This window comes from Paraburkholderia sp. SIMBA_054 (assembly GCF_046534875.1).
In the GTDB taxonomy this organism is placed as follows: domain Bacteria; phylum Pseudomonadota; class Gammaproteobacteria; order Burkholderiales; family Burkholderiaceae; genus Paraburkholderia; species Paraburkholderia hospita.
This window is the reverse complement of sequence record NZ_JAWRXV010000063.1, coordinates 22,309-44,938: the sequence shown is the minus strand read 5'-3', so window position 1 is coordinate 44,938 and position 22,630 is coordinate 22,309. Positions and strand designations below refer to the sequence as shown.

The 22,630-nt window shown below is 60.9% G+C and carries 21 protein-coding genes and 2 pseudogenes; 20 read left to right on the top strand and 3 right to left on the bottom strand.

Going from position 1 to position 22,630, the window contains the following annotated elements:
- Positions 1–233 precede the first annotated feature (233 nt).
- The 10 genes and pseudogenes from SB822_RS44610 to SB822_RS44565 form a co-directional block, all read left to right on the top strand.
- Positions 234–524: a XapX domain-containing protein gene (locus SB822_RS44610; protein WP_410857642.1), complete on the top strand. Its 291-nt coding sequence runs from the start codon at positions 234–236 to the stop codon at positions 522–524.
- Positions 521–2,404 (top strand): amidohydrolase, encoded by a 1,884-nt coding sequence (locus tag SB822_RS44605; protein WP_410857641.1) that lies wholly within the window; start codon positions 521–523, stop codon positions 2,402–2,404. The genes SB822_RS44610 and SB822_RS44605 overlap by 4 nt, the downstream gene beginning before the upstream one ends.
- 121 nt (positions 2,405–2,525) lie before the next feature.
- Positions 2,526–2,711, top strand: a pseudogene (locus SB822_RS44600) (pirin family protein); the annotation flags it as partial.
- 74 nt (positions 2,712–2,785) lie between these two features.
- The gene (locus tag SB822_RS44595) at positions 2,786–3,232 is read left to right on the top strand and encodes a DoxX family protein (RefSeq protein ID WP_410857640.1); all 447 of its coding nucleotides are present in this window, start codon (positions 2,786–2,788) and stop codon (positions 3,230–3,232) included.
- Positions 3,233–3,256: 24 nt separating this feature from the next.
- Positions 3,257–4,156 (top strand): glyoxalase, encoded by a 900-nt coding sequence (locus tag SB822_RS44590; RefSeq protein ID WP_410857639.1) that lies wholly within the window; start codon positions 3,257–3,259, stop codon positions 4,154–4,156.
- A gap of 107 nt (positions 4,157–4,263) precedes the next feature.
- The gene (locus SB822_RS44585; protein WP_410857638.1) at positions 4,264–5,001 is read left to right on the top strand and encodes a YoaK family protein; all 738 of its coding nucleotides are present in this window, start codon (positions 4,264–4,266) and stop codon (positions 4,999–5,001) included.
- Between the two features lie 134 nt (positions 5,002–5,135).
- Positions 5,136–6,590, top strand: coding sequence for an alginate export family protein (locus SB822_RS44580; RefSeq protein WP_410857637.1), 1,455 nt, complete (start codon positions 5,136–5,138; stop codon positions 6,588–6,590).
- Between the two features lie 599 nt (positions 6,591–7,189).
- Positions 7,190–7,633 (top strand): DUF3331 domain-containing protein, encoded by a 444-nt coding sequence (locus SB822_RS44575; protein WP_410857636.1) that lies wholly within the window; start codon positions 7,190–7,192, stop codon positions 7,631–7,633.
- 366 nt (positions 7,634–7,999) lie between these two features.
- Positions 8,000–10,762 carry a putative bifunctional diguanylate cyclase/phosphodiesterase gene (locus SB822_RS44570; RefSeq protein ID WP_410857635.1) on the top strand — a complete coding sequence of 921 codons (2,763 nt, stop codon included), beginning with the start codon at positions 8,000–8,002 and terminating at the stop codon, positions 10,760–10,762.
- Between the two features lie 162 nt (positions 10,763–10,924).
- Positions 10,925–11,120 (top strand): annotated as a pseudogene (locus SB822_RS44565) (IS110 family transposase); the annotation flags it as partial.
- Between the two features lie 158 nt (positions 11,121–11,278).
- On the opposite strand, the gene SB822_RS44560 reads toward SB822_RS44565, so the two are convergent.
- The 3 genes from SB822_RS44560 to SB822_RS44550 form a co-directional block, all read right to left on the bottom strand.
- Positions 11,279–12,388: a porin gene (locus tag SB822_RS44560; protein ID WP_410857634.1), complete on the bottom strand. Its 1,110-nt coding sequence runs from the start codon at positions 12,386–12,388 to the stop codon at positions 11,279–11,281.
- A 117-nt stretch (positions 12,389–12,505) separates the two neighbouring features.
- Positions 12,506–12,829, bottom strand: coding sequence for a putative quinol monooxygenase (locus SB822_RS44555; protein WP_410857633.1), 324 nt, complete (start codon positions 12,827–12,829; stop codon positions 12,506–12,508).
- 49 nt (positions 12,830–12,878) lie between these two features.
- Complete coding sequence (locus tag SB822_RS44550; protein WP_410857632.1) at positions 12,879–13,505, bottom strand: flavodoxin family protein; 627 nt, start codon at positions 13,503–13,505, stop codon at positions 12,879–12,881.
- Positions 13,506–13,727: 222 nt separating this feature from the next.
- Between SB822_RS44550 and SB822_RS44545 the strand changes: the two genes are divergently transcribed.
- From SB822_RS44545 to SB822_RS44500, 10 genes are all read left to right on the top strand, one after another.
- Complete coding sequence (locus SB822_RS44545) at positions 13,728–13,892, top strand: hypothetical protein (RefSeq protein ID WP_410857631.1); 165 nt, start codon at positions 13,728–13,730, stop codon at positions 13,890–13,892.
- 302 nt (positions 13,893–14,194) lie between these two features.
- Positions 14,195–15,892: an extracellular solute-binding protein gene (locus SB822_RS44540; RefSeq protein WP_410857630.1), complete on the top strand. Its 1,698-nt coding sequence runs from the start codon at positions 14,195–14,197 to the stop codon at positions 15,890–15,892.
- A 185-nt stretch (positions 15,893–16,077) separates the two neighbouring features.
- Positions 16,078–16,863: an SDR family NAD(P)-dependent oxidoreductase gene (locus tag SB822_RS44535; RefSeq protein ID WP_410857629.1), complete on the top strand. Its 786-nt coding sequence runs from the start codon at positions 16,078–16,080 to the stop codon at positions 16,861–16,863.
- Between the two features lie 22 nt (positions 16,864–16,885).
- Positions 16,886–17,890 carry a Gfo/Idh/MocA family protein gene (locus SB822_RS44530; RefSeq protein ID WP_410857628.1) on the top strand — a complete coding sequence of 335 codons (1,005 nt, stop codon included), beginning with the start codon at positions 16,886–16,888 and terminating at the stop codon, positions 17,888–17,890.
- A 96-nt stretch (positions 17,891–17,986) separates the two neighbouring features.
- Entirely contained in the window at positions 17,987–18,745 is a 759-nt protein-coding gene (locus SB822_RS44525; RefSeq protein ID WP_410857627.1) for an SDR family NAD(P)-dependent oxidoreductase, read from the top strand.
- Between the two features lie 7 nt (positions 18,746–18,752).
- A complete protein-coding gene (locus SB822_RS44520; RefSeq protein WP_410857626.1) occupies positions 18,753–19,061 on the top strand; it encodes a putative quinol monooxygenase in 309 nt (102 codons plus the stop codon).
- Between the two features lie 31 nt (positions 19,062–19,092).
- Complete coding sequence (locus SB822_RS44515) at positions 19,093–19,560, top strand: carboxymuconolactone decarboxylase family protein (protein ID WP_410857625.1); 468 nt, start codon at positions 19,093–19,095, stop codon at positions 19,558–19,560.
- A gap of 93 nt (positions 19,561–19,653) precedes the next feature.
- Positions 19,654–20,535: an intradiol ring-cleavage dioxygenase gene (locus tag SB822_RS44510; protein WP_410857624.1), complete on the top strand. Its 882-nt coding sequence runs from the start codon at positions 19,654–19,656 to the stop codon at positions 20,533–20,535.
- A gap of 24 nt (positions 20,536–20,559) precedes the next feature.
- Positions 20,560–21,627, top strand: coding sequence for a maleylacetate reductase (locus SB822_RS44505; protein ID WP_410857623.1), 1,068 nt, complete (start codon positions 20,560–20,562; stop codon positions 21,625–21,627).
- Positions 21,628–21,683: 56 nt separating this feature from the next.
- The gene (locus SB822_RS44500) at positions 21,684–22,589 is read left to right on the top strand and encodes an NAD(P)-dependent oxidoreductase (RefSeq protein WP_410857622.1); all 906 of its coding nucleotides are present in this window, start codon (positions 21,684–21,686) and stop codon (positions 22,587–22,589) included.
- Positions 22,590–22,630 lie beyond the last annotated feature (41 nt).

Sequence of the window (22,630 nt, the reverse complement as noted above, 5' to 3'; positions counted from 1 at the left end):
GGCACTCTTTCGACCTTCCCCGGTGGTCTGCCCGAGGGTGAGCCGGAGTCAGATTTACGCGTCGGGTTGCGGTGGGACTTCGAAGTGATTTTTTGTATCGGCGAGGCAACGCAGGAGGGCGCAATCAGTTCCATTCACCCGCCAAAAAGAGTGGCGACCTCTTGTCGCCGTTTCACATGACCCCGCGTTTGCGATTCGTTCGCATGGCGCGTGAACTACAGGAATAAGATGCGATGAAACTCTATCTTTTCTCCTTGCTTGCTGGCGTGCTGGTTGGCGTGATCTACAGCGTCATCAACGTACGTTCACCAGCTCCGCCACTTGTCGCCCTCGTCGGCCTGCTCGGCATTCTCGGCGGCGAACAGATCATTCCTGTCGCGAAACAGATGCTCTCCGGCAGCGGCTTTCACACCGCATGGAACGAGTCGAAGTGCACGCAGCACATGTTCGGGTCGCTGCCTGGACGCCAGACGGGCAGCACGTCGCGCACCGCCGCTGCCAATTCATCGGAGAAACGCTCATGAGCACTCACGTCGGTTCGCCCGATCTGATCCTGCATCACGGGCGCTTTACCACGCTCGACAAGAGCCAGCCCGAAGCGACGGCAGTCGCGATAAGTGAAGGCGTGTTCAGCGCCGTGGGCAGCGACGCCGAAATCCTGTCGCTTGCAGGCGATGCGACGAAGATGATCGACCTACAGGGCCGCCGTGTCTTGCCTGGGTTGATCGACAATCATCTGCACATTATTCGAGGCGGCCTCAACTTCAATATGGAACTGCGGTGGGACGGCGTTCCGTCGCTCGCTGTCGCAATGGGGATGCTCAAGCGCCAGGTGTCCATTACGCCGCCACCGCAGTGGGTGCGCGTGGTCGGCGGCTTCACCGAGCGTCAGTTCGCCGAGAAGCGCCTTCCGACAATTGAAGAACTCAATGCAGTCGCGCCCGATACGCCTGTCTTCATCCTGCATCTGTACGACCGTGCAATGCTCAATGCGGCTGCGTTGCGTGTGGTCGGCTATACGAAGGACACGCCGGAGCCGCCCGGAGGCGAAATCGTGCGAGATCGGGCAGGCAATCCGACAGGCCTGCTGCTCGCGAAGCCCAATGCCGGGATCCTGTATGCGACACTCGCAAAAGGGCCGAAGCTGCCGCTCGAATATCAGATCAATTCGACGCGCCACTTCATGCGCGAACTGAACCGGCTCGGCGTGACGGGCGCGATCGATGCAGGCGGCGGCTTTCAGAACTACCCAGAAGACTATGAAGTCATCCAGAAGCTGTCGGACGAAGGGCAACTGACAATTCGCCTTGCGTACAACCTCTTCACGCAGAAGCCCAAAGGCGAAAAGGAAGACTTTCTCAACTGGACACGCACGTCGAAATACAAGCAGGGCAACGATTACTTCCGGCATAACGGCGCGGGCGAAATGCTCGTGTTCTCGGCGGCGGACTTCGAGGATTTTCGCCAGCCGCGCCCCGATATGGGCCCAGAGATGGAAGGCGACCTCGAAGATGTCGTCCGTGTGCTCGCGGAAAACCGCTGGCCGTGGCGCATGCATGCGACCTATGACGAGACCATCAGCCGCGCGCTCGATGTCTTCGAAAAGGTCAACCGCGATATTCCGCTCGCCGGACTGAACTGGTTCTTCGATCACGCGGAGACGATCAGCGAACGTTCGATCGACCGGATCGCAGCGCTCGGCGGCGGCATTGCCGTGCAGCATCGGATGGCGTATCAGGGCGAGTACTTCGTGGAGCGTTATGGTGCAGCGGCAGCCGAGGCGACGCCACCCATCGCGCGCATGCTCGAGAAAGGAGTGAAGACATCGGCGGGCACCGACGCAACGCGTGTCGCGTCGTACAACCCGTGGGTCGCGCTGTCGTGGCTCGTCACGGGCAAGACACTCGCGGGTCTGCGGATCTATCCGCAACGCAATTGTCTGGACCGTGAGACGGCGCTGCGCATGTGGACCGAGAACGTCACATGGTTCTCGAATGAAGAAGGCAAAAAAGGCCGCATCCAGCAAGGGCAACTGGCCGACCTGATCGTGCCGGACCGCGACTATCTGAGTTGCCCCGAGTCCGATATCGCCGATACGACTGCCGTGCTGACCGTGGTCGGCGGCAGGATCGTTTATGCGGCCGGTCCGTTTGCGGATCACGATGCGCCGATTCCGCCGGCGATGCCAGACTGGTCGCCCGTGCGCGCATACGGTGGCTATGCAGGATGGGGCGCGGCGCAAGGCGGGCCATTGCAGCGCAGCCAGAACGCGCTGGCCTGCGGTTGTGCGAGCGCTTGTGGCGTGCATGGTCACGCGCATGCACGAGCCTGGTCGAAGAGCGTGCCGGCGTCCGACCTCAAGAGCTTCTGGGGCGCGCTGGGCTGCTCGTGCTGGGCCGTTTGAAGGTTGGACATTCTGATATCGGCATGATGGCGCGCTCGCATGGGCGACGCGCGCGCGCCATCGGTATCAAACGATTTCCAGCAAGCCGGGCTTCGACCATGACTACGTTCCCACCTAGAGAATTTTCACACCACGCGAGAGCGATATCGGCAATATTGTCGTGCGGCGAGTGCTGCTGGCGCGAGTCGAGCGTTTCGTCACCTTCCTCGACAGCATGGGGGTTGCCGTATCGCCTGCCGGCGGCGGCAGCGCCGACGTTCGCTCGCATCCGCCGGCGACCGTCACCCAGACGTTCGAAGGCTCGATGTTCGGACAACGCGCCCGCATCCGAACCGCGCTCGTTCTGGGGCGCGCTCGGCTGCGCGTGCGGGGTGGTCTGACATGAGCACGGGCGCACAAGGGAATCCACGCTGGATTGCCTCGATTCTCGCGCAGCCCTGGCTGCTGATGCTGATGCGCTCGGCGCTCGTGTCCGCCTATGTGATCGGCGGTCTGGCCAAGCTCGCGAATTTTCATGACGCGGTGCTCGAAGAGGCACATTTCGGGTTGCATCCAGGATGGCTGTGGGCGGCGCTCGCAATCGTCGTCGAACTGGGAGGCTCGGCGTGCGTTCTCGCGAACCGCTTCGTGTGGCTGGGCGCGGGCGCGCTGGGCGCATTGACGGCCGTGGCGATGTTCGTCGCGAACGACTTCTGGAACCTGACGGGCGACGCGCACTTCTTTGCGTTGAACGCCTTCTTCGAACACCTTGGACTTATCGCTGCGCTTGTCATGGCGACATGCCTCGCGGGCGTCAAACGCGCTTCCGGCCATTGCGGTGTTCAATAAAGACCTTAAAGGACCTTCAACATCATGCGTAACCTCTGTTCTTTGATTGTGACGACGCTTGCTGTCGTCGGTCTTGCTGCATCGTCCGCTGCATCCGCCAAACCGGCGGCGGCTCCGCGGCTTTCCGTCGGGCCGCAATACGACACGACGCACGTCTACGTCGCGCCGGATGACTTCGACAAGTTCACCAGCAGCTTCGTCGCGACCTTCGGCGGTCACAAGTCACAGCAAGGCGTGTTTCAGGTGACACCCACGCCGAGCCAGACGATGTCGCAACTCGTCTTCACACCCGTCGGCACGATCTCCGTGTTCGGCTTCAAGACGCCTGTTCCGTATCCGTTCGGCAACGAGCGCACGGGCTATCTCGTGACGGACATGGACGCTGCCGTGAAGTCGGCGAAAGCACACGGCGCGGACGTCATGGTGGCGACGTTCCCGGACCCGATCGGGCGCGATGCGATCGTCTCGTGGCCTGGCGGCGTCAATATGCAGCTCTACTGGCACACGCAGGCGCCGAACTACGATCCGCTGCAGACGGTGCCGGAGAACCGCGTCTACGTATCGCCGGAGCGCGCCGATGCGTTGATCCGGAATTTCTTGGGCTTTTCGCACGGCAAGGTGGTCTCGGACGATCGCAAGGCACCGGGCGTCGAGATTGGCCGGCCAAACGACACGTATCGTCGCGTGCGGATCGAGTCGGGCTTCGGCCGAATGACGGTGCTGGCGACGGACGGCCACTTGCCGTATCCGTACGGCCACGAGATGACGGGTTATGAAGTGGCGAATCTCGGCGACACGCTACAGAAGGCGAAGGCGGCAGGTGTCACGGTGCTGGTGCCGCCGTTCACATCGGACAAGCGTGAAGCGGCCGTCGTGCAGTTCCCCGGTGGCTACATCGCCGAGATCCATGCAGCGGCGCAATGAGGAATGCGAGCACGCGGCCTGCGATGGGTGATGCGCGCGTGCGCTCCCAGGCGCGCGCGCGCCGATGCCATTTGCTCCGATGTCATCCCTGGGAGTGGAGATGATCGATGAAATCTGAAGACAGCGTGCTCGCCGCCATCGCGGGCTATGTCGATACGCTCAGCTTCGTCGCGCTGTTCGGCCTGTTCACTGCGCACGTCACGGGGAACTTCGTGCTCATCGGCGCGGAGGCGGCAGGCTTCGGGCAGGGCGCGTTCATGAAGCTGATGGCGTTCCCGGCATTCGTTGCGGGCGTGGTCATCAGCAGCCTGCTCGTGAAGCGCCTGGGACCGGCGGCGCCCAACCGTGCCGAGTGTCTTCTTTATGCGGTTCAGGCGACGCTGATGCTGGCCTTTTGCCTTGCGGGTGTCGGCGTATCGCCCGTCGTTCATTCAGGCAGCACACCCGTCATCGTCTGCGGGATGGTCGGCGCGGCGGCGATGGGTGTACAGAACGCGCACGGTCGGCTCGTCGCGCGCCCCGGCGTGCCGAACACCGTAATGACGGGTAACGTCACGCAGGCCGTGCTCGATGCGATCGACGTGCTTTCGCCGCGTGCGCCATCCGATGCACAGGCGGTCGCGCTAACGCGTCTGGGCAAGATGCTGCCCACCATCGTCGCGTTCGCTGCGGGCGCGATCGCGGGTGCGCTCGCGTATCGGCATGTTGGGTTCTGGGCACTGCTGCTGCCGTTCGTCGTGCTCGTGTGGCTCGCGCTCAATGCCCGCGGTGGTCAGAGGGAGATGGCGGCTCCCACAACGGCTTCGCCAACCGGTTCCACAACCGCGACAGACGCAAGGAAATAGTGGAGGCGGGCAGTCGGACTGGGTGATCGCCGCAGTTTGCCTGTTTCGTCGAATTGAAGGCTTCGGACAGATACGGACGAGTGTCGCGGAGGAAGTATTGCACTTGTTTCACGACTCTCTGAGACGGAGGCAATATGACGCGTGTGTGTTCCACGCCGTTCGCAGGCGCGTATGCTGCGGCGGATCTTGCCCTTTTCATCGCCGGCCTGGTGGCGGGCGGCAGTGCGCGAGCGACGGAAGATACGGCATCCGCCGGCACGGCAACCGCCGAGTGCACCGCGAAGCGGCCCGCGGTGCTGTTCAATCGCTGGCAGGAGGACTGGTCGGTGCTCGCGGACAGGTGCGTGCCCCGGCAACCGCTCGATAGCCTCAAATACATTCCGCTGGGTGGCGATCCGCATTCGTATCTGTCGCTGGGAGCGAATCTGCGCGAGCGCCTGGAGGTCAACGATGCGCCGCTCTTCGGCATCGGCACGGGGCATTCCGATACCTACGTGATACAGCGCGCACAGGTCAGTGCCGATGCGCGTATTGGCCCGTACCTCCAGTTCTTTGCACAACTCGAAGATGCGAGACCGTTCGGCAAGGATACGGTGACTCCCGTCGACAAGAATCCGCTCGACCTCGAACAGGCGTTCGTCGCGTGGGTCAGTCCACTGGGGCCCGGCACCGTGAAATTCCGCATCGGCCGCCAGGAGATGGCGTTCGACCTGCAACGGTTCATCTCCGTTCGCGACGGTCCGAACGTGCGACAGGCGTACGACGCGATCTGGGCGGATTACGAGTATCAGAAATGGCGCTTCATCGGCTACCTGACGCAGCCTGTGCAGTACCGCGACGTGACGACGTTCGATGATTTCTCCAACCGGCACCTGACGTTCAGCGGCGTGCGCTTCGAGCGGCAGGGCGTCGGACCCGGCGACCTCTCAGGTTATTACTCAAGGTATAACCGTTCGAATGCGCACTTCCTGGATGCGACGGGCGACGAGCATCGCGACGTCTTCGACCTTCGCTACTCAGGCAAGGTGGGCCGCGCCGACTGGGATGTGGAGTCGATGTACCAGTCGGGGCACGTCGGCACCAAGACGATCAGCGCGTGGGCGGTGGGCTCGCTGGCAGGCTACACGCTGGACTTGCCGTGGACCCCACGCGTGGGCGTGCAGGTCGATGCGGCTTCGGGCGACCGGCATCCCGGAGATGGGCGTGTCGAGACGTTCAATCCGCTGTTTCCGAACGGGTACTACTTCACGCTTGCGGGCTACACGGGCTATGCAAATCTCATCCACGTCAAGCCGTCGATCACGTTGAAGCCGACAAGCAAGCTCGCGCTGCTCGGCGCGCTCGGGTTCCAGTGGCGCGAGACGACAGCGGACGCCGTGTATCAGCAGGGCAGTGCCGTGGTGCCCGGGACGGCCGGACACGGCAGCCGGTGGACGGGCATGTATGTGCAAGTGCGCGCCGACTGGACCATAGCGGCGAACCTGATCGGTTCCGTCGAAGCGGTGCACTTCCAGGTCGGCGATTCAATTCGCAATGCGGGCGGCAGCAATGCGGACTATGTGGGTATCGAACTGAAATACGGGTGGTGAGCACATCGGAAGCGCGGTTGGGAACAGCGCTGCGACGTTACGGCATTTTAAATGCCCGGCGAAGTTGCGTCGTGAAGCCGCGTGTCGCTAGTTTTCGCTAGATCGGATGGGTGAATTCAAAGATCGCAATGACAGGGGCGTGCATGATTTCGGTGCTGAGCTGTCGCCGACCGTCTGGGCGTTGGTTGCGGGCGCTCCGAATCGCGCAAGGCTGCGACACATGGCGACAGCATGCAAACCCTCGCGGTCACGAATGCAGACGACCGCCGTTTGAGACAGGACGTACATCATCCGCTCGGCACGGCGGAGCAACCGACCAGCATCGGCATCGCTTTCACGCTGACCTCGCGTCGTCATGCTTCCGGGTACGCTGGCCCAGCGTCGCGGCGGATAGAGCGGCTACCGTTGCACGAGGCGTCTCCGGCGTCACGGATGTTAGGAATAACTGACAATTCAGGGCATGGGCGACGGGCGCGATAAGAATGCTGCGTCGATGGCAAGCCGACCTCGGCAATGCGAGATGACCAGCTTGAGCTGCAATCCAAGGGCGCCATTTATGACGCTCCACGGATACTGAAAACCCTTCTTGGCAGAGGAATATGATGGACGCTCTTGTAGAAGACGAAATTGGGCGACGCGCCTTGCTCGATATCCTGACATCCGTTGCGCACACGCCGGATTCGAAGACAGGCATAGAGCGCCGGAAGAAAAGACGGTTCTACCTGAAGAAACGTCGCTTGCGAGAAGATAGCGTCAGTGCAGTCGATCCGCAGCCTCGGCCGACGCACATTTCCGTTATCGAACGGTTGTCGTCTGAAACGGTGAGCGTATGCTGGAGCGACGCCCGAATGGGTCATTACTCAGATCAGGTGTGGCGACTGGGCCGCGCACGCGCCGATTCGTTCTGTTTATTGACGGGCAGGCAGATCCGTTATGGCGACAGCATCTTTCGCCCGCGGGCAGAGCGGGGCTATCTGATGACTGATCACAGCCGCATGATTCTCGCTTGGGCCGTCGACGAAGTAGGACTGCGCCGCGGATAAAAACGCTAGCGCATAAGCGCGCCGCGATACCGGTCTGGACTAGTTGGTCCCTCTGGGCGCACGACCATTTATCCAGCAGTCGATCCGAAGCAGTGCTGACCGGCTTGGATCGCGCCCCAGAAATGCTTCGTGCATGTGAGCATCATTTCGTCCGCTACGGCCCTTGGGGAAAATACGGATAAATCGAGCATTTCGAATACCCGTAATAGTGTTGCGGACGCGCGATGCCATAGGCAACATCGTCCTTCGAACTTCTGACGAGGTAGGGCATCGATCCATCGCTGTCAATGCGAAGCGTGCTCGCAATCTTGAGGTTTCCGACCGCGCGCCTCCGACTTTGGGAGCGCGGCCATTTCAGCACTTGCAATGAACGTAGAAACCCCGCATGGACCGGAGGCGAAGATGAGTCGACGGCGCCGTAGATTTGGCGTCGTCGCCGCACTGACGATTCTGTCAATCTGCCTGACCCTTGGCGTAATTTCTAACGCAACTTCGACTCGTGGAGTGGCAGACAATCGCCTGCGCAAAGCTCTCACCGTGACGTCTGAGTTGGAGACGCTACTGGCACTGCACATGGCCGCGAACACTGACTTTCTCCGAGGAGTCGGAGCGGCAGGCTACAACTCGCGGGCTTGGCCGATAGCGCGCGCCGCTGCTGTCGCAGGCGTTTATGACAGGCTGGAAGACGATTTTGCCGCGTCACAAGAAGCGATGAGGAAACTGAAAGAGTTGAGACGCCTCAGTGCCATGTGGCCGCCGGAGTTAGACGCCGCAGCCCGAAGTATCGCTATGGCTGGCAATGGTGTACCGCCCGACCCGTATCTGCTGCAACGAGCGAACGAAACATTGAGTTCCATCATGACGGCGCTGACATCGCTTCGAAGCCAGGAGCGGAACGATATCGCGCAAATGCAGTTCACCGCGCAGTCGCAGCTTGTCAGGCAGAAGATTTCACTGGCCGTTTCGGTCGCATCCGGGGCACTCCTGCTTTTCACCGCTCTCTTCATGAGCCATCGCGCAGCACTCGCCAGATCGGGGGCCAGGATCGTTGCTTATGAATCGGAACGCCGGTTCAAGGACTATTTTGAACATCACCCTGTCGCGATGCTCATTTTCGACGTCAATACCTACGTGATTTTGACGGCAAACGCTGCTGCGCAACGTCAATACGGCACATCATTCGAACAGCTTATCAGTACACGGATGGACCTGCTTCGTCCCGCGGAAGACGCCGAAATCTTCCGGCGAGATTTGCGGGGATACATCGAGTCTGGACTGCGTGGCGGCTCTGGTGGTTTGCGTCGCCATAAGCGTGATGACGGCACTATTATCTACGTTGATGTTGCCTTCCATCTGCTGGACTATGCGGGATGCAAGGCATGCTTTATTTCCGCACGCGATGTAACCGGACACGAGCGTGCTAAGGAAGAATTGCGTGTACGTAGCAGCGCCTTGGAGGCGTCTAGGAACGCGGTACTAATCTCATGCAAACGGGCCGACCAGAACGTCATCATCTATGCCAACGCGGAATTTGAGCGGATTACCGGCTTCGCGGTAGCGGATGTCATCGGGGCCGAGCACTGGTCGGTGCTCGGATGCAATGTGTCCTCCGCCGAGGCCCGGTCGATACAGTCGATGATGCGTTCAGACGGCGAGGGGGCTGTCCTGCTGCAAAGCCACCGGCGCGACGGGACTTCTTACTGGAGCCGGCTGGCAGTTGCACCCGTCCTCAATGAACAGGGGCGGCCGACGCACTGCGTAACGGTTTTCAATGACGTATCGGAAACTATCCGATATCAGGATCAGTTGAGAATGCAGGCGCACGAGGATCCGCTTACTCAGCTTCCCAACAGGCTTGGGCTGACATCCAGAATGGCACACATGTTCGGCCGCGCCGGCGACGATGGAGAGCGGATCGCGCTCATCTTCTTTGATCTTGACAACTTCAAGGAGATCAACGACACGCTCGGCCATTCTGCTGGTGACGTGGTGTTGCGTGAGGTTGCCCGTCGACTGTCGACCTACCTACCGCGCGGCGCATTTGTCGCGAGGTTTGCAGGAGACGAGTTCGTCGCCATCGTGCACGGCCGATGGGACATCGATTGCTTCCTCGCCTTTGCGAAAGAGATGCAAGGCTTGTTAAATGATGACGTCGTCTTCGACGACAAGGTCATCGGACCGCAGGCGTGCGTTGGCATTGCCATGTTTCCCGATCACGCAAGGGATCCGGAAACCCTGTTGAAGTATGCGGATTCGGCAATGTATCGAGCGAAGTCTTTGGGACCCAACAGCATTCAGATCTTCGATGAAGCGATCGAGTTTGAGAGAAGCGAGCGCGCAGCATTGGCGCAGGATCTGCGTCAGGCGCTGACGGCCGGCGCGTTTTCCCTGGTCTACCAGCCACGCCTGTCGTTGCCAATCGGTAAGGTGAATGGGTTTGAAGCTCTCCTCCGATGGAATGACGCCGCACGAGGACCAATTAGTCCTACGGTGTTTGTGCCAATTGCGGAAGAGAACGGCCTCATCGTACAGATCGGCGAGTGGGTGCTCGATCAGGCTTGTCGGCAGACGAAGATATGGGCGCGCCAGCACCCCGACATTGTCGTTTCCGTTAACGTATCCCCCGTCCAGTTCGCGCGTGCAGACTTCCTTTCTGCAGTTGCGGCTATCCTGGAGCGCACCGGCGTTAATCCTCGCAATATCGAACTCGAAATCACGGAAGGTGTGCTGATGACGCCGCGTTCCTTGGCGACGCTTCGCGCGCTTCGTGACAAGCGAGTTTCTATCGCCATCGATGATTTCGGTTCCGGCTATTCCAGCCTCGGTTACGTTCGCAGTTTCATGGCGGACCGGTTGAAGCTCGACATGTCATTCGTGCAAGGCATCGGCAAGTCACGTGCGGACGAGGTCATCGTCAAAGCTGTGCTAGCCATGGGCCGAACTCTTGGCATGCACGTCGTAGCGGAAGGCGTCGAGACACACGAACAACTTCAGTTCTTGATTGATAGCGGCTGCGAGGAAATTCAAGGTTATTGGTTCGCCCGCCCGACGGACCCGACCTCGGCAAGTTTATACCTCGAGCGAGGACATTCATACGGTCGCTCACGACTCTCACCGCGGACGGGGTGACGAAACATCGACTTCCTGTTGCAGTAGAAAAGCGGTGTCCGCGTATTTGGAGGAAGCTGGACGCCAGCTGCGGTGAAGTGGAAAAGGACAGAAGGGGGGTACTTCGTAGTGCTTTCGAGAGCACGTGTCCATCGCTGAAGAAATCAGCCGCGCCCGACCATCGAGGGATTTGTAAAAGCCCGTACGGCACAGGCGAACCAGATCCGCGGACTGTTCAGTGAGTTTGGGCTCGTCGCTCCACAGGGCATCACCCACATCGCCCGTCGCGTGCCAAATTTGGTTGAAGATGCTGCTGACGACCTGACCCGGATCGTTGCGGTTGCTGATTCAATGTTTGACGGAGCTTCTGAAGGAGCTTGGTTGACAGGTCCGCGATCTGGAGGCACAGATCCAATACCAGCTCGGTTATGAAGCTGCCGGCTGCGCGCGCGTGCGGGCAATGACCCGGCGCAGCTCGAGGTTCGCGAGCTGAACGGCTTACCGCCGCTGCGCCTGATCTGCCCAAAGCGAGAACGCTCAGAAGCGGGTCTGGAGGCCTACTCTGACGAGCGCCTGATTCTGGCTCGAGGAGCCGCCATTGGCCTGCAGCAGGCCATTTATCCATGCCTGGGCGTCGTTGTCGCCGCTGGCACGCTGATAGATGGCTTCCGCGTAGGCGGTCGTGCGCTTCGAGAAGTTGTACTGGATCGCAGTCGTGATCTGGTGTGCGTGGTTGTGTTGCAGTTCGGCATTGCCGCGCATGAACTGATAGTCGATACCGTAGGTCCACGGACCGGCCGGCTGCCAGTATCCGCCGACCTTGTAGACATCGACGGCGCCGCCCGATTGCGTGTTGCGCGTGTTCGTGTACAGCAGCATGGCGAGCAGTTGACGAAACTCATAATGCGCGCCGACGCCGTAGTTCCTGATGCTCCCATAGCCACCGTCGAGTTCGGGATAGCGCACGTCGACGTAGGCGGCGCCCATTGCGAAAGGGCCGCGCACGTAGCTGGCGCCGAAGCTCATGGTCGAGTCTTTGGCTAGCGAACCGGGCGCGCCGCCAAATCCATACATTGCGCCCGCCTGCAGACCCGCCAGTCTGGGTGTCTCGTACCGGACTGCATTCGACACCCGCGTCGCACCCGCCATGCGGTCGAAGTCGAACGCACCCGTGGGATTCTCCGGCACACCGAGCGCGGAGAAGGGGCCTTGCCGGAATCCGTACAGGCCGCCGTAAAGGAATGCGCCGTCGAACCGGTTCAACGTCAGCGTGGAGAACATGAAGTCGTACTGCGTCCCGAACGTGACGGTTCCCCAATGGCTGTTTTCGATCCCCACCAGTGCCGTGCGGTTGAATATGTCGCCGGCTTGCGGGATGGTCTGTCCCGTCCCGAGATCGAATTGCGAGGTCAGTTCGAACAGTGCCGAGTTCCCGCCGCCCAGATCCTCGCGCCCTTTGATGGTAAGCAGATTCGGCGCCAGTATGCCGCTGTCGAACAGCACGCTCTTCGCGCCATTCTGATTGCTGATGTAATCGACACCGCCGTCCATATGGCCGGTGATCGACAGTGACGACTGCGCGTGGGCGAAAGGCATCACGGCGCAGAGCGCGAGTCCGGCAAGTCGCCTGGAAACCGGTTTGTTCATGATGAGCAAGGGTTGCAAGAGACCGTGGTTAACGCATGCGGTGGCGTGCCTCGATTCAAGGCCGCCGCCGCTATTCGAGCAGACCGGCGGGCAAAATCCGCCGCCAACCGTCAGGCATCAGTTGGCTTTGCGCTCGTAGCCTTTGATGGGTTCGAGCCACTCGATGTGCCGCTCCGACTTCAGCATGCTCGCGAGCTTGCCTTCGTAGTCGACGCGATAGTCTTTCTTCAGGTGATAGTCGACAAAGTACTCGGCGCTGCATGCCCACGTTTCGTAGAGTACCAGGGTATCGGGATCTTCCGTCGAACGGTGAAGATAAGTGTTCACGAAATCCGGCTCATGCGACATCGCGTCGAGCACCTTCACGAGACTCGAATAGAGTTCGTCGCGTGCTTCAGGCTTGCCGGGCAGACGAACGATGAACGAAATGGTTTCAGACATGACATTGCTCCTGAGTTTGAATGAAGGGGTTTGATCGAAGGAGGGGTGTTCAGGCGGCGGCTTCCGCGGCGTTCAGCACGGCGCGTCCCGCAGCCAGTTGTGCGGCCACTTGCGCCACACGCGCCCCGAGGAATTGGGCGGTGCGCAGATCGGCCTCGGGCGGCGTCACTTCGGCGCTTTCGTCGGCATTCGATTGCGCGGCGGCGCCAAGAAAGAAACCATGACGGTTTAACGTGTCTTCCGTCGACTTCGAATGATTGTGTCCCGGCGGAAGACCGAGATTGACCCAGTGCATCCGGTGTTGTGCGGCAAAAATCGCCATCTGCTGAAGCGTGGCCAGTTTGTCGCCGGAACGCGATGCCGCGTTGGTAAAACCGGCCGCGACCTTGTCGGCCCATTTGCTGCCCTTGGCGAACACGTTGCGAGACGTCGCGTCCATGAACTTCTTGAACTCGGCGGATGCGCTTCCCATATAGGTCGGCGCACCGAAAACGATGCCGTCCACCTGTTCGAGCACGCTCCAGTAGCTGTCGATATCTTCAACGCTGATCAGCAGGCTTTCGACGCCATCGACGCTGTCCGCGCCGCGCACGACGGCTTCCGCGACTTTCCGCGTGTGGCCATAGCCGCTGTGGTAGACGACTGCAATACGCGTTCCCTTGAATCCCTTCGACATGGTCTGCTCCGTGTTGGATGTTACCGCGGTTGACGATGAGATGTATTATGGACCAAAAGGTTTCGAATGTCGTTCGAACGCATTGGCGATGACGTTCGATTGCATCGAACGAGGCCGACATTCTTTTTCACTCACAGACGGAATCGCGCTCGATCTGGGTTTAGAACCGTCTGGCCTAGAACATCCTCATGAACTGTCGGCCGCAATGAGATCGAGCGCTGTTTGCGCGCCGGCTACAAGTCCGTCAAGGATGCCGGGCCGCTGCTGGCAGGCATGACGAGCCGTGACGCAGCCGCATTCCTGTCGGTGTTCATTCATTGGCTGGCCGTGCAGGCGAGAGGGGCGCGACGCGTCGCCAGCTTCGTCAACTGGTCGCTGCTGTGCTGAGGAGCTGACCCGACGAGGCACCCGGCGCGAAGCGCGCGGGTGAGCGTGCGGGGGGCGCGTGACGGGTCACGTGGATGGCCCGCAGGCAACAGAAGCGACGCGCGTCGCGCGAAGGGACTGACCTGTATCCCGCGTGCGTCCCCGACACCTCCCTCGTCGTCATGTAGCGCGCCCCGGCGGGCATCGATGCTACTACAGGAAAACCCGGTTGCGTATTAGACACCGAGCGGTCCATAATATTCCGACGCCGTGAGAGCGAGTTCCGTCTCGCGCAACACACTCATGGCGGCGGGAGTAGTGCTATGGAAGCCAGGGAAATACTCAACATTCTTGATTTCATCCATGGGTCTCGAAGTGCCCTTCAGGACACGGTTCGAAGACTGGAGCCAGATGCCGACTGGGCGATCATCGTGCACCTCATGCGCGCACGCATACTGAACCATTCGGTTTCGATCACGGAGTTGATTCGCAAGAGCGGTCTTCCTTACGGAACGGCGAGCCGACGCATTCAACGGATGATTGAAGATGGCTTGATCGAAAAGCACGTCATCGGTCCCGGCGAGCGGCGCTACGAGCTGTTTCCGAGTTCGCTGCTTTGGGAGCATTGCGGTCAGTTCGTGCAACGGATCAAGGTGCTTTTTGCGCAGACGCTCGGCATGCGCACGGACGCACAACGAGACGAAGAGTATTTTTTTGGCGAGCGGCGCGAAAACATGGCGGGCCTGCTTCCGCCGCGAACGCTTTTCGACGGACTGTCATCCAGACGCGCGCAGCCCGGGCTGCGTTTTCTGTTTCATCAAGATAACTACTTTTCCTCGCTGCGTAACCTGTGGGTGGACATTCGTTCAAGCGCCGGAAGGAATGCTGACTTCGAGCTTGCCGAGCTTTCCGAACTGTACGAGGCGGTGCTGGCCAACGCGGCGCGAGAGGTTTCGGACTTCGATGTCGTCGCGCTGAATTTGCCGTGGGTGCCCGAGTTCGTGAGCAAGGAGCTGGTGCTGCCTGCTGCGCGCTATCGGCCAACGTCGGATGCGCGCCGCTTTCATCCGGCCATCTGGGACTGTTCGTCATGGGCGGGCCAGCAGGCGGGCGTGCCACTTTACATCACAGTCGAAGCGCTCGCAGTAAGAGCAGATCTCTTCGAACAAAATCGTCTTCGTGCGCCGAGGACCCCGGCCGAGGTGCTCGCGAGCGCAAGCGCGCTTCAGAAGGCCGGCGGCATCTCGGGCGTTTCCTGGAATGGAGCACGCGGAAGTCCGATCGCCAGCGCGTTCATGTTCTTTCTCAATGACCACGGTGGCGCAGTGGCCTCCGCCGCGGACAGGGATGAATGCGGATTCGACATTGTCGAAGAGCAGTGCAGGTGGAGTGCGCTGCTCGAATCGGATTCGGCGCGTTCGACACTCGAATTCATGCAGCAGTTGCTCGAAGTATCGGCTCCGGACGTTCTGTCGTTCAACGGCGACCGTACGATGGACGAGTTCATGAGTGGACGCTGCGCGATGGCTTACGTCTGGTCGATGCGCGCCGCGCGCTTCGAGTTCGATCTTCGGTCGACAGTAAAGGGCAAAGTTCGATATCTGGCTCGTCCGAACCGTCATGGAGCGAGACAGACGGTACCGGTCGGCGGCTTCCTTCTTGCGGTCCCGAGCAACCTGCCACGGGAGCGTATGGTCCTGGCCGCGCAGGCGATCGACTGGATGGCCTCATCGGGCGCGCGGACCAGTCTCGCGCAGAACGGCTTGCCGCTGGTGCCAGAGTCGGGCGTCGGCAGCGATTCGGAGTTCGATGCGGCGTCTCCGGTCGTGAGCTTCGTGAAGGAACTCGCGCAAAACCGTCTGCTCGATACATCGATGCGCCCCTGGCTGCCGGTCTATCACGCCATCGAAGACGTGCTGGGAGAAGACATCCACGACGCATTGAGCGGATTAACCTCGCCTTCTCTGGCGTTGTCCCGCGCAAACCGACGCATACAGGCGCTGCTCGACCGCATGATTTAACGCATATCCGCTTTGGATATCCAGTCCCTTGTCCGGATGAGGACAGACTCATAGACTGGTTTCCAATCTGCTCACCGGTCCTGATCCAACCAGCTTCCCGGGCGGCGTCGATTCGCTCGCCGGAAGGACCGTTGTTGCCCGCGGCCATCGAAGTTCGATTCAAAAGAGAGTCAAAGGAGACTTGAATGAAAGCGTTGCAGGATCGCATCGTAGTAGTAACAGGCGGGGCGCAAGGCCTCGGTGAAGGCATCGTTCGCAGGGTTGCGGCGGATGGGGCGAGCGTGGTTATCGCGGATCTCAGGTATGAACAGGCCAATGCGCTGGCGAGTTCCTTGTCGGAAGCGGGCGTTCCTGCAATGGCGGTGAAAGCCGACGTCTCAAAGCGCGAGGACGTGCGGCATCTAGTCGAATCGGTCGTGGCGAAGTTCGGCCGCATCGACGTCATGTTCAACAACGCGGGATTCAACAAGCCGCTGCCTTTTTTTGAGGTCGACGAAGACAACTTCACGTCGATTTATCGCGTGAACGCTCTGGGCGTGATGGTATGCATGCAGGAAGTCGGGAAGCAGATGATCGCGCAGAAGACGGGGGGCAAGATCATCAATACGGCTTCGATCGCGGGTCGCCAAGGGTACGCCGAATTCGCGCCTTACTGCGCCAGCAAGGCGGCCGTGATATCCCTGACGCAGGCCGCGGCGCGCGAGCTGGCCCGCCATAAGGTGACGGTTAACGCGATCGCGCCCGGCGTCGTCGTTACTCCGCTCTGGGAGGGCCTGGAAAAGGACATGATCGACAAGGGCGTGATCAAGGAACGCGGCGAGTTCATCGAATCCTTTTCATCGAACATTCTCCTCGGCCGTCCGGCGCATCCGAAGGATCTCGCCGGCATCGCATCGTTCCTCGCAGGTCCGGACTCGGATTACATCACGGGGCAAGTGATCATGTGCGACGGCGGCATGGTGCTCGTCTGAGATGTGTCGGGAGAGAGATGAAATGGCGCAGGTATTGAAAGTCGCGATGGTGGGACTGGGCTGGTGGGGCCGGAAGATGACCTCATTACTGCAGGAGCGCAGCGAAGCGCTCAGGGTCGTGCGTGCTGTCGAGCCTCGAATCGACGGCGCGAGAACGTTCGCCGCCGACTACGGCATCTCGCTGAGCGAGACGCTGGCCGATGCGCTGAACGATCCTTTGGTCGAAGCGGTGATCCTCGCGACGCCTCATTCGGCGCATGAGAGTCAGATCGAGGCGGCCGTGAAGGCGAAGAAGCATGTGTTCTGTGAGAAGCCGCTTGCGCTGACGCGTGAGGGCGCGCACAGAGCGGTGACATTGTGCCGTGAAGCCGGACTGGTGCTGGGCATGGGACATGAGAGGCGATTCGAGCCGCCCGTATCCGCGATGATCGATGCCTGTGCGTCAGGCGCGCTTGGACGGTTGCTGCAGATCGAGGCCAACTTCAGCCACGACAAGTTCCTCGGTCTCGATCCTGACAACTGGCGCTTGCAGCCGGAACATGCGCCGGCTGCCGGGATGACCGCAACGGGCATCCATCTGACGGATCTGGCGGTAAAACTCATGGGTCCCGCGAAAGAGGTGCTGGTGACATGTGAACAACTCGCGTCTGGCCTTCCTTCAGGTGACACCCTGAGCGCGCTGTGCCGGTTCCGTGACGGCGGAACCGCCTACATCAGCGCAAGTCTTGCGACGCCGTTCGTGTCGCGATTCGCGGTCTTCGGTACGAAAGGATGGATCGATATCCGCGATCGCGCGCACGTCGAGGCGCCCGACGGCTGGATCGTCACGCAAGGTCGCGCGGGAGAAGCGATAACGATCAGCGAGGTGCCGCGCGCCGAACCGGTGCTCACGAACCTCGAAGCATTCGCCCGCGCGGTGCGTGGAGGCGCATACCCCATCACGGGCGAGGAAATGGTCGACAACATTGCCTTGCTCGAAGCGATCATTCGAGGCGCGAAGTCAAGGCGTTTGGAGAACGTGAAGTAGAGAAGGAGCCGAGTCAGCGCAAAGAGGCGTACTGCATAACTATAGGAGTACTAGTTAGCTGGATCGGTACCAATCAAATTACCAACAGGAGAACGTATGACGGGACCTGAGGGACGTCTTTTTGTCGTAACGGGAGGCGCAAAAGGAATCGGTCGCGCGGTGGTCGAGCGCCTCGTCGAAGAGAAGGCGGAGGTGGTGCTTTGCGACGTAGATCCGGCCGGCGAAGCGGTCGCCGCGGAACTGGGCCGGGCGCGCGCGAAGGTGCACTTCCGCCAGGTCGATCTGACCCACGCTCACGCCGCAGAAGATTTGGCGGGCACGGTGCAGCAGCGCTTCGGGCGCGTGAGCGGTCTGGTGAACAACGCCGGTATCGCGCTGCCCCATGATGCGCTCGGTTGCACCGAAGCAATCTGGCAAAGGACGATGGACATCAATCTCAAGGCAGTGTTTCTTCTGTCGCAGCAATTCGGCAAGCAGATGACGCGTGACGGTGGCGGATCGATCGTTAACATCGCTTCGATCGCTGGCCTGGGTGTCGTCCGTCCCGAGCGACATGTCGCGTATGGCATCAGCAAGGCGGCGGTCGGACACATGAGCAGCCTGCTGGGCGTCGAGTGGGCGACGTCGAACGTACGTGTGAATGCAGTGGCGCCGGGCTATACGCAGACCGCCTTGCTTAAGGAAATCGAGTTGAAGGACCCCGCGATGGTCGCTGTCTGGCTCAACGACACGCCGATGAAGCGCCTGATGCAGCCCACCGAAATCGCCGCCGCGGTCGTGTTCCTGCTGTCGGACGACGCGAGTGGCGTGACGGGACAGGTAATTGCCGTCGATGGCGGCTATTCGAAAGGATGAAGACGGCATGTTGACCCTGATTGCCCATTTGCACGCCAGGCCCGCCATGCGGGAGGACTTGCTGAAAGTGCTGCATTCGTTTGTTACGCCCACTCGTGGGGAAGCGGACTGCATTGCCTATCACCTGCACGCCGACGCGGACGATCCGAACCACTTTGTGTTCTACGAGGTATGGACGAGTCGTGAAAGCCTCGAGAAGCACCTCGCCATGCCGTATCTCAGCAGCTTCTGGGAGCGGCGCCTCGACTATCTGGAAACTGATGTGCAGTTGATCTCACTGGAAATGCTCAGTGCTTTTGAGTCCAATGCGCAATAACGATTCACCCGACCAATCAAGGAGACATGTGATGCCCCGACTCGAACAGGCGACGCGCGCCGGAACGCCGTACTACAACATCATGGACCACCGGAAAGATATCTCCCGAAAGTGGATGGAGATGGACGAGTTCCTCCGGTTCGGCGGCAAGCTCGACGCCGACCTGAAGGAAGAGGTTCGCCGCGCGGTCGCGCAGCAAAGCGGATGCAGGTTCTGCGCTTCGCTGGGTGAGCCGCAGTCGCATTACGACGACGTGCGCATCAGCGCTGCCGTGCGATTCGGCAAAAGCGTTGCCGCCAGTCCCACCGGCGTCTCCGATGCGGTGTTCGACGACATGCGTGAGCATTTCAGCGAAGAGGAGATCGTGGAACTGTCGTGCTGGATTTCGTTCATGTACGGCGCGGAGATGTTCGGCGCGCTGATGAACCTCGATCCCGCTTCCGACCAGATCAAGAAGATGTACGCGACCTGGCTCACGCAGGGAAAGCAGAAGCGATAGCGCGGGACGCAACAGGAATGGAAACGGGCGGGCGGCGCCAGACACGCCATGCTCGCCCGGCAGAAACAGCGGGCGGATACAGAGGGACAGAACGTGCGTGATATCAACGAATATTCGATTACCGAGGCGGTCGTGTCGTCGATGACGCGATGTGCGGATGCAAGACTGCAGACGATACTGACCTCGCTCGTGCAACATCTTCACGCGTTCGCGCGCGACGTCCGGTTGACGGAGGATGAGTGGTCCAAGGCCATCGCCTTTCTGACTCAGGTCGGTGACATCACCGACGAAAGGCGACAGGAGTTCATTCTTCTGTCCGACACACTCGGGCTCTCGACGCTGGTCATGTCGCAGAGCACCGGCAAGCCCGCGAGTTGTACGGAGTCGACGGTGTTCGGGCCGTTCTTCGTCGACGGAGCGCCGATCTATCACAACGGCGACGACATCTCGAACGGCGCGCGCGGCGCGCCCTGCTATGTGAAGGGACAGGTCAGGGGTGCCGATGGCGAGGCCGTGGGGAACGCCTGGATCGATGTGTGGCAATCCGATGAGGATGGTTTTTATGACGTTCAACGCCTCGACGACAGCCACGCATCGTCTCATCGTGCCCGCGGCCGGTTGCGAACCGACGCCGAAGGCTTCTTCAACTTCAGGACGATTCTCGCCGAAGCCTATCCCATCCCTCACGATGGTCCCGTGGGTCGGATGCTGGCCGCGACGGGGCGGCACCCATGGCGGCCGGCGCATCTGCACTTCAGGATCGAGGCGCCCGGCTTTGAAACGTTGATCACGCAGGTCTTCCGTGAAGGAGACAGATATCTGGACTCCGACGTGGTCTTCGGCGTCCGATCGACGCTGGTCGCGGATTGGATTCGGCACGACCCGGGCATTGCGCCGGACGGACGCAGGATCGAGGTCCCGTGGTACACGCTCGACTATGACTTCATCCTGAACCGAGCGCAGATTCTCGCCTGATTCACTTGTGTCCGAGGCCCATGCATGAATACTCTTGATTTCACCTATCAGGCCCGTCCGGGACGCATCGTGTTCGGTGCAGGCAGTCTGCGGCATCTCGAACGCGAGCTCATCAACCTGAACGCCGAACGCGCGCTGGTGATCTGCAGCGCGGAGCAGCGCGCGACGGGTGCGGACATCGCCGGTCGGCTCGGCGCACGCGCAGCCGGCCTGTTCGATCGCGCGATGATGCATGTCCCGCTCGAACTCGTGAGGGAGGCCCGTTCGGTTGCGACTGCGTCGAAGGCCGATTGCGTGATCGTGGTAGGCGGCGGATCCGCCATGGGTCTGGGCAAGGCGATCGCGCTCGAATCGACGATGCCCATCCTCGCCGTTCCGACGACCTACGCGGGCAGCGAGATGACGCCCATCTTCGGCATAACGGAGGCGGGCCTGAAACGGACTGGCACCGATCTGCGCGTCCTGCCGAAATGCGTGATCTACGATCCGCTTCTCACGACGACGCTGCCGGTCGGTCTGTCGGTCACGAGCGGCATCAACGCGATTGCACACGCGGCCGAAGGGCTCTACGCGCAGGATGCGAATCCGGTGACGAGTCTGATGGCGGAGGAGGGCATCGCCTCCCTGGCCCGCGCCATTCCGAAGCTCGTTTCCACGCCGGATGACATCGAATTCCGCTCGCTCGCGCTCTATGGCGCCTGGCTGTGTGGTTCGGTTCTGGGAAGCGTGGGCATGTCCCTCCATCACAAGCTCTGTCACACCCTTGGCGGCAGCTTCGACCTTCCGCACGCGCAGACCCACACGATCGTGCTCCCGCACGCGCTCGCCTACAACCGCGTCGCCGCGCCCGAAGCGATGAAGCGCATCGCACGCGCCGTCGATGCGAGCGACGCGGCGCTCGGCGTGTACGAGCTGGCAAGACAAACCGGCGCGCCGATGAGTCTGAAGGAAATCGGCATGCGGGCGCAAGACGTGGATCGCGCTGCGGAGATCACCTGCGCATCTCCGTACTGGAATCCGCGGCCGATCGAGACGAGCGCTATTCGGGCTCTGATCTGGAACGCGTTCGAAGGCGCTCCGCCGTGTGCGTGACGCCGATGCGCGAGCCGCCTCTCTCTGAACAACCTGGCTGAATGAAGGAGAAATGCATGACGATCGAAAACGGGCTACACGGGCACAAGGTGGGCTGGATCGGCCTCGGAAAAATGGGTGTGCCGATGACGCTCAATCTACTGAAGGCCGGAACCGGGTTGCATGTGTTCGACCTGAACCGCGACGCCGTCGCTTCGCTGGAGAAGCAGGGCGCGCATGCCGCAGCGAGCGTGCGGGAGATGGCCGAGCGTTGTGACGTGGTCTTCTCCGTCATACCCGATGACGCGGCGTTCGCGCACATTACCCTGGGCGATGACGGGCTGATCGCCGCCGCACGAAAGGGCATGCTCTACGTCGACATGAGCACGGTCTCTCCCGGGATCTCCACGCGGGTTCGCTCGACAGCTTCCGCGCGCGGCGTCGATTACATCGCCGCGCCCGTATCGGGTAGCACGGCGCTTGCCGGGCAAGGCAAGCTCACCGTGTTCGCGTCGGGTCCGCGAGGCGCCTACGAACGGATCGAGCGCCTGCTCGATGTGATCGCGTCGAAGCGCTTCTTCGTCGGAAGTGAAGAGCAGGCGCGCTATCTCAAGCTGGCTATCAACCATATGGTCGGCTCCGCCGCGGTCACGCTGGCGGAAGCGCTCACGCTCGGAAGCAGCGGCGGGCTGGAGTGGAACGCGATGCTCGATGTGATCGGGCAGAGCGTCGTTTCATCGCCATTGATCGAATACAAGCTGGAGTCGTTGAAGCGGCGCGACTTCGAGCCCGCCTTTTCCACGCGTCAGATGCTGAAGGACATGACGCTGGTCGTGAACGCTGCGAACGCGAACGGTATCGACCTGGAGACGGCGCGCATCGTGCAGGCCAGATACGCGGAGCATGCCGGCTCATCGGGTGCGGAGGAGGATTTCTTTTCGGTGCTTCGCCTGATCGAAGCGAAGTCGCACCAAGCCTTTTGAAACGTGTCGATGACACATGCAATCCACAAGGAGAATCAGGA

What these genes read in the sequence shown, in the direction of transcription:
- SB822_RS44610 (WP_410857642.1), top strand. Translation starts at nt 234, where the DNA reads ATGAAACTCTATCTTTTCTCCTTGCTTGCTGGCGTGCTGGTTGGCGTG.
- SB822_RS44605 (WP_410857641.1), top strand. Translation starts at nt 521, where the DNA reads ATGAGCACTCACGTCGGTTCGCCCGATCTGATCCTGCATCACGGGCGC.
- SB822_RS44595 (WP_410857640.1), top strand. Translation starts at nt 2,786, where the DNA reads ATGAGCACGGGCGCACAAGGGAATCCACGCTGGATTGCCTCGATTCTC.
- SB822_RS44590 (WP_410857639.1), top strand. Translation starts at nt 3,257, where the DNA reads ATGCGTAACCTCTGTTCTTTGATTGTGACGACGCTTGCTGTCGTCGGT.
- SB822_RS44585 (WP_410857638.1), top strand. Translation starts at nt 4,264, where the DNA reads ATGAAATCTGAAGACAGCGTGCTCGCCGCCATCGCGGGCTATGTCGAT.
- SB822_RS44580 (WP_410857637.1), top strand. Translation starts at nt 5,136, where the DNA reads ATGACGCGTGTGTGTTCCACGCCGTTCGCAGGCGCGTATGCTGCGGCG.
- SB822_RS44575 (WP_410857636.1), top strand. Translation starts at nt 7,190, where the DNA reads ATGATGGACGCTCTTGTAGAAGACGAAATTGGGCGACGCGCCTTGCTC.
- SB822_RS44570 (WP_410857635.1), top strand. Translation starts at nt 8,000, where the DNA reads ATGAACGTAGAAACCCCGCATGGACCGGAGGCGAAGATGAGTCGACGG.
- SB822_RS44560 (WP_410857634.1), bottom strand. Translation starts at nt 12,388, where the DNA reads ATGAACAAACCGGTTTCCAGGCGACTTGCCGGACTCGCGCTCTGCGCC.
- SB822_RS44555 (WP_410857633.1), bottom strand. Translation starts at nt 12,829, where the DNA reads ATGTCTGAAACCATTTCGTTCATCGTTCGTCTGCCCGGCAAGCCTGAA.
- SB822_RS44550 (WP_410857632.1), bottom strand. Translation starts at nt 13,505, where the DNA reads ATGTCGAAGGGATTCAAGGGAACGCGTATTGCAGTCGTCTACCACAGC.
- SB822_RS44540 (WP_410857630.1), top strand. Translation starts at nt 14,195, where the DNA reads ATGGAAGCCAGGGAAATACTCAACATTCTTGATTTCATCCATGGGTCT.
- SB822_RS44535 (WP_410857629.1), top strand. Translation starts at nt 16,078, where the DNA reads ATGAAAGCGTTGCAGGATCGCATCGTAGTAGTAACAGGCGGGGCGCAA.
- SB822_RS44530 (WP_410857628.1), top strand. Translation starts at nt 16,886, where the DNA reads ATGGCGCAGGTATTGAAAGTCGCGATGGTGGGACTGGGCTGGTGGGGC.
- SB822_RS44525 (WP_410857627.1), top strand. Translation starts at nt 17,987, where the DNA reads ATGACGGGACCTGAGGGACGTCTTTTTGTCGTAACGGGAGGCGCAAAA.
- SB822_RS44520 (WP_410857626.1), top strand. Translation starts at nt 18,753, where the DNA reads ATGTTGACCCTGATTGCCCATTTGCACGCCAGGCCCGCCATGCGGGAG.
- SB822_RS44515 (WP_410857625.1), top strand. Translation starts at nt 19,093, where the DNA reads ATGCCCCGACTCGAACAGGCGACGCGCGCCGGAACGCCGTACTACAAC.
- SB822_RS44505 (WP_410857623.1), top strand. Translation starts at nt 20,560, where the DNA reads ATGAATACTCTTGATTTCACCTATCAGGCCCGTCCGGGACGCATCGTG.
- SB822_RS44500 (WP_410857622.1), top strand. Translation starts at nt 21,684, where the DNA reads ATGACGATCGAAAACGGGCTACACGGGCACAAGGTGGGCTGGATCGGC.